This is a genomic window from Dactylosporangium thailandense, assembly GCF_059739745.1.
The window spans coordinates 72,996-83,065 of the sequence record NZ_AP029195.1 but is presented as its reverse complement, the minus strand read 5'-3'; the positions used below and the strand labels follow the sequence as shown (position 1 = coordinate 83,065).

Annotated in this window: 9 protein-coding genes; 3 read left to right on the top strand and 6 right to left on the bottom strand. The window is 70.2% G+C overall.

Features of this window, described 5'->3' with window-relative positions:
• Nucleotides 1-748: 748 nt before the first annotated feature.
• The 3 genes from AC6JBM_RS00310 to AC6JBM_RS00300 all read right to left on the bottom strand — a co-directional run bounded on the left by AC6JBM_RS00310 (nt 749) and on the right by AC6JBM_RS00300 (nt 3,690).
• The gene (locus tag AC6JBM_RS00310; RefSeq protein ID WP_497981593.1) at nt 749-1,918 is read right to left on the bottom strand and encodes a zinc-dependent alcohol dehydrogenase; all 1,170 of its coding nucleotides are present in this window, start codon (nt 1,916-1,918) and stop codon (nt 749-751) included.
• Nucleotides 1,915-2,271, bottom strand: a complete 357-nt coding sequence (locus tag AC6JBM_RS00305; RefSeq protein ID WP_497981592.1) for a hypothetical protein — start codon at nt 2,269-2,271, stop codon at nt 1,915-1,917. Before AC6JBM_RS00305 ends, AC6JBM_RS00310 begins: the two co-directional genes overlap by 4 nt.
• A gap of 1,116 nt (nt 2,272-3,387) precedes the next feature.
• Nucleotides 3,388-3,690 (bottom strand): helix-turn-helix domain-containing protein, encoded by a 303-nt coding sequence (locus tag AC6JBM_RS00300; protein ID WP_497981591.1) that lies wholly within the window; start codon nt 3,688-3,690, stop codon nt 3,388-3,390.
• Between the two features lie 886 nt (nt 3,691-4,576).
• On the opposite strand from AC6JBM_RS00300, the gene AC6JBM_RS00295 reads away from it, so the two are divergent.
• The 3 genes from AC6JBM_RS00295 to AC6JBM_RS00285 are packed head-to-tail and all read left to right on the top strand — an operon-like array spanning nt 4,577 to nt 5,755.
• A complete protein-coding gene (locus AC6JBM_RS00295) occupies nt 4,577-5,125 on the top strand; it encodes a dihydrofolate reductase family protein (protein WP_497981590.1) in 549 nt (182 codons plus the stop codon).
• A gap of 14 nt (nt 5,126-5,139) precedes the next feature.
• Nucleotides 5,140-5,496 carry a DUF1801 domain-containing protein gene (locus AC6JBM_RS00290; RefSeq protein ID WP_497981589.1) on the top strand — a complete coding sequence of 119 codons (357 nt, stop codon included), beginning with the start codon at nt 5,140-5,142 and terminating at the stop codon, nt 5,494-5,496.
• Nucleotides 5,497-5,524: 28 nt separating this feature from the next.
• Nucleotides 5,525-5,755 (top strand): YciI family protein, encoded by a 231-nt coding sequence (locus AC6JBM_RS00285; protein ID WP_497981588.1) that lies wholly within the window; start codon nt 5,525-5,527, stop codon nt 5,753-5,755.
• Between the two features lie 349 nt (nt 5,756-6,104).
• Here the strand turns inward: AC6JBM_RS00285 and AC6JBM_RS00280 are convergent, their stop codons facing one another.
• The 3 genes from AC6JBM_RS00280 to fucP form a co-directional block, all read right to left on the bottom strand.
• The gene (locus AC6JBM_RS00280) at nt 6,105-7,118 is read right to left on the bottom strand and encodes a hypothetical protein (RefSeq protein WP_497981587.1); all 1,014 of its coding nucleotides are present in this window, start codon (nt 7,116-7,118) and stop codon (nt 6,105-6,107) included.
• Between the two features lie 230 nt (nt 7,119-7,348).
• Nucleotides 7,349-8,635 (bottom strand): ABC transporter substrate-binding protein, encoded by a 1,287-nt coding sequence (locus AC6JBM_RS00275; protein ID WP_497981586.1) that lies wholly within the window; start codon nt 8,633-8,635, stop codon nt 7,349-7,351.
• Entirely contained in the window at nt 8,632-10,005 is a 1,374-nt protein-coding gene (gene fucP, locus AC6JBM_RS00270) for an L-fucose:H+ symporter permease (protein WP_497981585.1), read from the bottom strand. Before fucP ends, AC6JBM_RS00275 begins: the two co-directional genes overlap by 4 nt.
• Nucleotides 10,006-10,070: the final 65 nt, after the last annotated feature.

The following is a 10,070-nucleotide window of genomic DNA, read 5'->3' as shown; positions in this document are numbered from 1 at the left end:
CGCCTCGATCGCCGCGTCGTGGCGGCCCAGATGGGCGTTGCTGACGCACAGCGACGCCAGCGCGTACGCCTGGCCCCGGGCCGCTGCCGATGTCGCGGTGCAGGGCCAGGGCCACCGTCCCCTGCTCGATCGCGCTTTCGCCGCGGAAGGGTGTGTGCCGACCATGCGCTCGAGGCAGATCCCGCGAACCACACCGGCGGCAACAGTCGGCATCGCGCACTGTGCGGCTCGTGCGGAACCGTGTCCATGCCGCTGGCGCGTCCGCCGCGGTACGGACACGCAGTGGCCCAGCTACCGATCGCGCGCTTGCGGCCCACCGCGCAACCGAGCGGATACCGGCCGAGAACTACTTGCCGGTCCGGAGCCGTATGCCGTAAGCGGCTTCGGCCTCGCCGGCCGGCGATCGACGCCAGGTCGACCGGCACGGCCGGCGCGATGAGGATCCGCAGCCACCAGTCCGCGGCCGGCCCGGGGTGTGGCCGCAGTACGAGGATGTCGTCGGTCGCTGCGCACACCCCCGCCTGCAGTGGCCGGACGTGCCGGAACATCTCGCGCATCCAGGCGCCGACGAGCGTGCCCGGTCGGGCGATCAACGACGTCAATGGCGCCACGACGTCAGCCTACGGCCGCCGCAGCTGGGCTGGCCTGCCGCGGCGCGGAAACGACAGACGTCGATCCGGTGAGCCCGGACCGCAGCTGCGCGTGCACGGCACCGGGGCGCCGCGCACGCGCTGTCCCGCCTGGCCACTCACGGTACGAAGACGCTCCGGACGCAGCCGTCCTCCTTGTTCTTGAAGATGTCGTAGCCGGTCTGGCCCTGTTCCAGCGGCATGGTGTGGGTCGCCAGGTGCTCGGTCCTGAGCTCGTCCTTCGCCATGCGATCCAGGAGCATGGGGATGTACCGCTGACCATGCATCTGCGCTCCCCGCACCGTCAGACCCTTGTTCATCAGCGCACCGAGCGGGAACTTGTCCACGAATCCGGCGAACACGCCGAGCACGAAGACGCTGCCGCCCTTGCGGCAGTTGTAGATCGCCGAACGCACCGCGGCGGGCCGGTCGGTCTCGAGCCGCAGCTGCTGCTTCGCCTTGTCGTACACGTGCTGCGGGCCGGGTGTGTGGGCCTCCATGCCGACCGCCTCGATGCACACGTCCGGGCCGCGGCCGCCGGTACGCTCGAGCAGTTCGGCCCCGACATCGACGGCGGTGTAATCGATCGTCTCGGCGCCGATGTGCTGGCGGACCATGTCGAGGCGGTAGTCGTACCGGTCGATGCATACGACCTGCTCCGCGCCCAGCAGCATCGCGGCCCGGGCGGCCATCTGCCCGACGGCACCGGCCCCCCACACCGCGACCACGTCGCCGGGGCGTACGCCGCCGAGATCCGCGCCCATCCAGCCGGTCGCGGCCGAGTCGGACGCGAACAGGGCCCGCTCGTCACTGACCGGCTCGGGTACGGGAAACGCCCCGACGTCGGCGAACGGCACCCGGATGTACTCGGCGTGGCTGCCGGCGTTGCCGCCCATCGCGTGGGAGTACCCGAAGCAGCCGCCCGGTGCCGCACCCCACAGGAATTCGGTGATGTCCGGGTTGGTGTTGCCGTTGTCGCACAGCGAGTACTCCTCGCGGCGGCAGTGCCAGCACTGCCCGCACGCGATGAACGACGACACGACCACCCGGTCGCCGACGCTGTGCCTGCGCACGCCCGGCCCGACCTCGACGACCTCGCCGAGGAACTCATGGCCGAGGACGTCACCACTGCGCATGAACGGGATGTACCCGCCCAGCAGGTGCAGGTCAGACCCGCACGTCACGGTCCGTGCGACCTTCACGATGACGTCGCCGCTGTTGCGAATCTGCGGATCCGGGACCGTTTCCACGCCTACCTTGTTCACGCCCTGCCACACCAATGCCCTCACAGCCGGCCCTCCTCACGTCCGTGCTTCGTCGCGTACGCCAGCGGAGCGGATCTGAGCGTCGGTTTCGTAGTCGCCGGTGCGTCCGGCAGCAGCACCTCACCGACCTCGGCAAGTGACCGCGCCTCGCGCAGCGCCGCTCGCAGCCGCCGTACGCGCTTGGGATCGGCGCCGGACGCGACCCGGGCCGCCAGCTCCGTACCCCGGTCTCCCGGCGCCGGCCGTATGCGGACCTCCACCGGGAAACCAAGCTCGTTCAGCGGCGGCGGCAGCGGATCGAGTTGCCCGGGCGAGCAGTTGACGGTGACAGCGTGCCAACGGTCGGGTCCGGCGGCCCGGCGCCGCCTGGCGACCATGACTCCGCCGGCGATGGCGCCAGCTCCCACAGCGGCCAGAACGACGGCGGCCGGGAGCGGTCGTACTAGGAATCTGCGCATCTGCCCCGGCTACCCGGCACCGGTGCGGCGACACATCACGCGGGACCAGCCGCGGAACGCGACTGTCTGCGCGTGCCTGCGCCGTACCGGGGTTAGATGCGTGGGTGGTTCCGGTCCGCAACGGCCGCGCCGTGACGGCGTCGTCGAGACGTTGCTCGACGACCTTGGTCGCCGGCGGGCCGAGGCGCGGTGGGATGTCGCGATCTGCCTGACCGATCTCCGCTGTACAGCGAACAGGTGCCGCTGGTGCGCACGTCTCCGCTCGGCGCCGGCTCGCGGGGGTGTTCCTGCCGGCGCTGGGACTGTGCCAGCTCCGAGCGGTCCGCGCAGCCGTCCCGCATCTCGTGATGCCGGCTGCTCACCCATACCTCCGACGACCGGGTGTCGCCGGCGGGCGTTGGGCCGGCCGAACCGATCGGCGGGGTGGCCGCGCCCGGCGCGACGCACGAGCGGCCTCGCCGTGGCGTTGGGCCGGCGCCGGCCTGGCCGCCGGGCTGATCATCGGCGCGGCCACCACGGCGGAGCTGACCCGGCGGTGCTGGACGGAGCCCGCGGCGCCGTCACGACCCTCGCCCGACGAGCCGGCGAGGCGGCGCACACCGCCGCCGAGGCCGCCGGGCACGCCGCGGATGAGATGAGGCCCGGCAGGAGACGAACAGCCGTCAACCTGCAGCCGAGCTCGCGTGAGCGCTGACCCCGTCCGGCCCGGACAGCGGCGACAACCAGCGTGGTGGCAGGGCGGCGCACCGCCGAACAGGCGGTCGCGGCGTGCCGCGACGACGCGGAAGACATTGCATGAGCCGGGCACGGCGCACCAGGCCGGACTCGAATCCAGGTCTTCGGGTCCACGCGCAGCGCGGTGCAGCTGACCCGGGACGGACACGATGACACCGCCAGACCCTGACCGGCCGACCCGCACCGGATGGCCACCCTGCAGACGGATTCGATCGCCTCCACCGGACGGCAACGCGCGCCGGGCACTGCCCCGCCCTACGGCATTGGTTGCCGCCCGCACCCGGCCGCGGCGGGTGGAGGTCAGGTGGGGTCGCGTTCTGCGTTGATGCGCAGCGCTTCCTCGAGCTGGTCTTCGAGGATGATGATCCGGCAGGCGGCCTCGACGGCGGTGCCCTGATCGACCATCTCCCGGGCGCGGGCTGCGAGGCGCAGCTGGTAGCGGGAGTACCGGCGATGTCCACCGGCAGAGCGTTGCGGGGTGATGAGTTTCAGCTCATCGAGGCGGCGGAGAAAGTCCTGTGAAGTGCCGACGATGTCCGCGGCACGGCCCATCGTGTAGGCGGGGTAGTCCTCGTCGCCGAACAGGTCATCGGGTTGGGCCATAGCGCCTCCGCGTCGAGGGCCCCGGCGCTCTCGCGCCGGGGCCCAAGGGTTATGGGTCAAACACCATCTACCGACACGTCCGTCGGATTGTCTTTTCCGCCCCGAACGCCACAGACAGCGTCGGGTGCGAGGATCGCATAAGCGTGACCGGAGACCACCTCTCGTTCGATGGGACCAACGGTGTCCGCCCAGCTGAACTGCCGCCAGTGCGGGCGATCCAACGGTGTAGAGCCCTCCCTTTCCTCTGCATCTTTTGTGTTGCCGTGTGCCGCAACCCCGAACATCCGGGGCTTCCATCTGGTACTGCCGTGCCGAGCGAACCGTGGTGTTGCTGGCTCAGCTCTCCACCCAACTGTCGGGGCGGCTCGTCAGCGTCTCTCATACTCCCTGTTCTCGACTCCACAAAGACTAGTCGACGCTCGCGAGCATGTCTAGGTTCTCCAGCACAGATTTCTTGGGTGATCCGCCGGAACTCCCGGGAAGGGCCGCAGCCCGCCTGGCACCACGTGCCTCGCGGGAACGACCGCCGAAGCGGCTGCCGCAACGGCAACTGCCCTGCCACACTGCTCAATCCGCCGCACGTCGCGGGCCGGCCCAAGCCGCACGTCGAGCAACGCCGTGACGAGTCAACTGCTTCGCGGCCGGAGCGCCATACATGGGCCGCGTCAGATGCGGCTCGATGTCCCGCTCCGTCCCGCCCGCGCTGAGCTGCGCCGGGTGAACAAGGTTCTGGGTGCGGCGTCCGGCTGTTTCGCGTCGGAGCTCGGCCCGACCTGGCGACGGTCACCAAGACAGAATTCTTTGGGCTCTGATGTCGAAACGGCGCGCTGTCGCGCGAAGGACGGGTGCGGGCCGGAAAAGCCGGCCCACCACCAGGGGAGACCCGATGCGACGCATCATCGCTTCGACCTACAGCACTGTCGACGGCTTCATCGACAACCCCCACGAGTGGTCGCTGGCATACAACGACCCGGCGGCCATGCGGTACGCCCTGGATCTGGTGCTCAGCGCCGACACGCTGATCCTGGGCCGCATCACCTACGAGGGCATGGCGCAGGCGTGGCCCAACATGGGTGGCAACCCGTACGCCGACCACGTCAACGCCATGCACAAATACGTCGTCGCTTCCCAGCCGGTCGACACCAGCGGCTGGCACCCGACGACCGTCATCGCCGGCGCCGAGCTGCTGACCGCTGTCAAGGCACTCAAGGAGAACGACGGCACCGACATCCTGATCTGGGGCAACGGCCGGCTGACCGATGCACTCGCGACGGCCGGCCTCCTCGACGAGTGCAAGATCTGGACCTATCCGGTCCTCAAGGGCATTGGCGAGCCGCTGTTCCGCGCCGAGAGCCGAACCGGCCTCCAGCACTTCGAGACCGCCACCTTCGAGTCCGGGGTGGTCGTGTCGACCTACCGCGTCACCACCGCCTGAACAGGAGCGCCGAGATGAGCGACGACATGAGCCAGGACGTCACCGATTACCTCGCCAAGAGGAAACCGTGGCAGCAGGACCTGTGTGCGACGCTGCGCCAGACCGTTCTCGACACCGTCCCCGGCGTCGAGGAGGTCATCCAGTACGGCAAGCCGCACTTCAACCTCGCCGGCCAGAACACCGCAGTGCTGCACGTGGCCGCCGCAAAGGTCTCGTTCATGGTGTTCGGTGCTGGTTGGGTCGACCCGGTGCCGGGCGTGCTGCGGTCGATGGGCAACGGCGACCGCAAGGTCGTCGACCTCGCCGAGGGCGACACGGTCGACACCGACTTCATCGCCGGCCTGCTGCGCCGGATCACCGGCCTGGCCTGAGACCAGATCGACCGAGAGGATTCTGCTCATGCGTGTGATGGTCATGACCAAGGGCGATGCCGCCGACGAGGGCAATAGTGAGCCGACGACCGAGATGTTCGAGAAGATGCGGGCCTTCAACGAGCAACTCGTCAACGCCGGCATCATGCTCGGCGGCCTACGAACGCCCTCGCCCAGATCACCCGGTCACCCGTCGTGGAGCTCAACCGCGCGGTCGCCGTACTCCACGTCGACGGACCCGAAACCGTACTCGCCATGACCCGACCACTGCTCGCCGACCGCCGGATGGCCGGCTATCACCTGCTGGGCGCGGTGCGGGCGGACATCCTCACCCGGCCCGGCCGCCACGCCGAGGCCGCAGCCGAGCTGGAACGCGCGGCCGAACTCGCACCGACCAAACGTGGCCGATGGGTGCCGCCGCTGGGCCGCGGCACGCGTTCGACCTCCGTGAAGCCGGCTGTCGCCAGCCCATTTCGGCGACGGCAACCGGCAGACCAACGTCTTTCCCGGCGGCGTCGGGCGCACCGGCGGCATCGCAGCTACGCCCGTCCACGCCGCGGTGGGAGATCGTCCGAGCCGCGGAGGATCATGCGCTCGCCGGTCCGCGATTATGGAACCCGGGTCGGCACCGGCTCGCACCGGTTGGACGCGGGCCCGGTGACCCAGCCGGTGATGCCGGCCAGGATCAGCCCGCAGACCACCGCCGCGAAGGGCAGCGCGAGGTCCGTGTCCGCCGAGTTCACCGGCGGGCTGCCGGCGGCGGACGTCATCGCCGCGCCGAGGGCGGAGCCGATGAGGTACACCATCAGAAAGGCCGGAACCATCAGGACGGCACCCCCGGCGGCGGCGACGATCAGCCGCCACAGCGGGGTGTCGCGCGCGGCGGCGACGGCGGCCGCGGCGGTGACCGGCAGGACAACCAGACCGGCCAAGCCGTCCAGGCCCTCCCCCGCGATGACCGGCCAGGCGGCCAGCGCGGCGACGGCGCCGAACACGGCGACCCGCCGCCAGCCGGCCGGGCGGATCAGGCCGGCGGCGACGGCGGCGCACGCGACGGCCAGCGCCACTTCGAGCAGCGTCAGCGCGTGCTCGACCCGGACCTTCGCGGGGTCGGTGACGGGCTCCTCCCACGGCGTGGTGACGAGCAGCGTGACGGCTCCGAGCACCGCGGTCATGGTGGCCGTCAGGTGCACGGTGCGTTCGCCGCCGGGCTCGCCCGTCGAGAGCCGCCGCGCGACCAGCGCGGTCACCGCGAAGGCGGCCGCCCCGGCGCCGGCGAGCACGGCCGCGGTGCCGCTCCCGTGCACGTCGGCGCGGTCCAGGACCAGGTCGGCGGCGATCCACGCCGCGGTGCCGGCGGCCGCCACCAGGGTGGCGCGCAGGTTCGCCCGGCAGACGAGGACCACGGCGGCGAACGCCACCAGGATCGCGATCTGCCGGATATCGCGCGGCCAGTAGGTGTTGTTGCTGGCCACAGCCGGATACATCGCGCCGGTCGCCGGGTCCGTCCAGAATCCATGGGGCTCCATGATCGGCTGGTAGACCGCCAGGCTCACGGCCCAGACCACCGCGGCGACGGTACCGGCGACGACTCCGACAATGCTGCGCCAAGCGCTCCCCATCCACGCATCCTGGCAGCGGCGACCCGCATCTGACCAGTCGCACACGCGGCACCGGGCCGTTGCCGCCCATGCCGCCACGCGCGCGGCCGGCAGCAGGTCGATCTCGTTACACCCCGGCCGAGAGCGGGCGGCGGCGCGCGTACCTGCGCCTGACGCGATCCCCCGAACCGAGCATCGGGGCTCAGCTCCGCCACCGGCACGCCGATCGTCGCGAAGGTGCGCAACGCAGGTCAGCGTGGCGGTACCTTGTCCCTGGTGACCGCGCTTTCGAGATCCCGGGCGAAGGCGTCCGGATCGCGGGTGCGCACGTAGGTCGACACGGCGTCGTAGAAGCCCTCCTGGAGATTTGGGCTCGTGGCCTCGCCGTGAGCGACCGACAGCAGCACCGACGAGCCCCAGAGGCTCCTCGAGGCATCTCGCTGGTAGACAGACAACGACGAAATATCGACGTTGCGGAGCACCGGTACCGACCCCTTCGCCTTGCTGAACGGTATCTGGGTCGCCGGCTTGCTGATGTCGCCGAGGAAGGCGAGCGCGTTCCGGGCGTTCTTGGCTCCGGTCGCGGCCACGAAGACGTCGACGACCGCGAGGAAGCTGTCGTCGGTGCCGGGAAACGCCGCAGCTCCGAAGTCTTTGCCCTCCCGTGCGCCGGAGGTGACCAGCTCGCCGTACGCCGAGTCGTTTATGGATTCGAAGGCGCAACCACCGGTGCCGAGCTTCTTTGTCGCCGCGTCCCAGGTCAGCGTGCCGGCTTCGGGATCGGCGTAGGCGAGGATGTCGCCGAAGGTCCGCAGCGCTGTCCGCACCTGCGCGCTGCGCCAGTTGAGGCGGTCGCCGGTCATGTTCTGCCAGCCTTTCACCCCGATGGTGCCGAGTAGCACGTTCTCGAACAGCTCGACGGTGGTGAACGGGTCCTTGCCGCCGAGACACAGAGCGGTGGCTCCGGACGCCTTGACCTTCCGCAGGTCGTCCAGGAAGGCGGCGACGGCGTAGTCGCCGGAGGGTGGCGTGACGCCCGCCCGGTTGAGAAGCCCGGTGTTGAACCACAGCATGTTGCTGCGATGGGCACCTGTCGGCACCCCGTACGGCTTGCCGCCGTGCATGAGCGAACCCAGGATGGTCGGCTGCATCGTCGCGCGTAGGTCCTCCTCGGCGAAGACAGGCGCGACGTCGCGGATGACGCCGCGGTCGGCGTAGCCCTGCACGGACTTGCCCGCGAAGGTCTGCCAGACGTCGGGCGGGTTGCCGCTCTGCAGCCGCTTGGCCAGGGCCACGACCGCCTGTGACCCGGCGCCGCCCGGGACCGCGGCGTTGACGACGTCGACGTTCGGATTCGTCTGGTGCATGGCGGAGAACAGGACGTTCAACGCGGCGGCCTCCGAGCCGGAGGTCCACCACGACACGACCTCGAGCTGCTTGGTTTCCTTCGTGGGGCTCGTCGGCTTCGGCTGGCCGCAGCCGGCCAAGGCGAGCACCATGACCGCGACTGCCGCTACCACGCGGCGCCGGCGATTCATGCCGTGCTCCTGGTGACGGTGCTCGGCCCGGCGCCCCTGGGCAGGACCGGCTCGGTGCTCCCGCGGACGGGCCCGGCCGCGGCCCTGAGGTCGTAGAAGGCGAAGAGCCCGACGACGGCAAAGCAGACGGCTGGGACGATGAAGGAGATCGCCGCGCTCGTCCGGTCCACGAGCCTGCCCTGTACCACCGGCATGATCGCGCCGCCCACGATGGCCATCACGAGGCCGGCGGCGCCGAACTTGGTCGCCGGACCGAGCCCTTCGAGGGCCACGCCGTAGATCGTCGGAAACATGAGCGACAGGCAGAAGGACAGAGAGACCACGGCCAGGACCCCGGCGACGTTGGGACTCACGATCGCGAACATGCACAGCGCCACCGCCAGCAAGGCCACCACGGCGAGCACCTTGGTGGCCTGTACACGACCGATCACCCACGTCATCAGGAAGCGTGATCCGAGGAAGATGAGCAGGCTGAGCTGCAGATAAGCGCCACCCTTCTGCAGGCTGCCGCCCAGTGCCTGCTCCACGTACTGGATCAGGTACGTCCAGGTGCACACCTGAGCCCCGATGTTGGCGAACTGGGCGATCACCCCGAAGCGGTACCGCTTGCTGCGCCACAGCACGCCGAACAGGTCGCGGGTGCCGCCGGGGTGTGGGCCGGCATCGGGGAACTCCTCGACGATCGGCGGCGCCTTCTGGCTCGCGATGGCGACGGCGATGAGTACCAGGAGGACGGCCAGCCCCAGGTAGGGGGCCATCACCGCGCCGAGCTCGCCCGCGCGGACGGTGCGCAGCTGATCCGGGCTCAGCGACGCGATGTCCACCGGCTCCGCGAGCTTGGGCAGGATGAGCGTCGAGGCCAGCAGCACACCGATGTTCGTGCCCACCGGGTTGAATGCCTGGGCGAAGTTCAGCCGCCGGGTCGCCGTCTCCTCCGGGCCGAGCGACATGACGTACGGGTTCGCGGAGGTCTCCAGGATCGAGCAGCCGGCGGCCATCGCAAACAGGGCCAGCAGGAACGCCTCGTACGTCATGATCTTGCTCGCCGGATAGAAGAGGAAGGCGCCCAGCGCCGCCAGCCCCAGTCCGGTGAGGATTCCCGTCTTGTAGCCGAAGCGCTGGTTGAGAAAGGCCGCCGGGAGCGCGAGCACGAAGTATGCGCCGAAGTACGCCAACTGGACGAGCGACGCCTGGAAGGTGCTCATCTCGAAGATGCGCCTGAAGCCCGCCACCATCGGCGTGGTCAGGTCCTGCGCTATCCCCCAAGCGGTGAAACAGCCGACCAGAGCGACAAAGAGCAGGTGCATCCCACGGCCGAGCAGCGGCCGCCGCCGTCCCCGCTCGTCTTCATCCGCTAGTGGCAGCGTCATGCTGGCCCTCGGTACTCCCTCCGTGCACCGCGTACCAGTGGGTGGTCGGTAACCTGGCGCCGCGG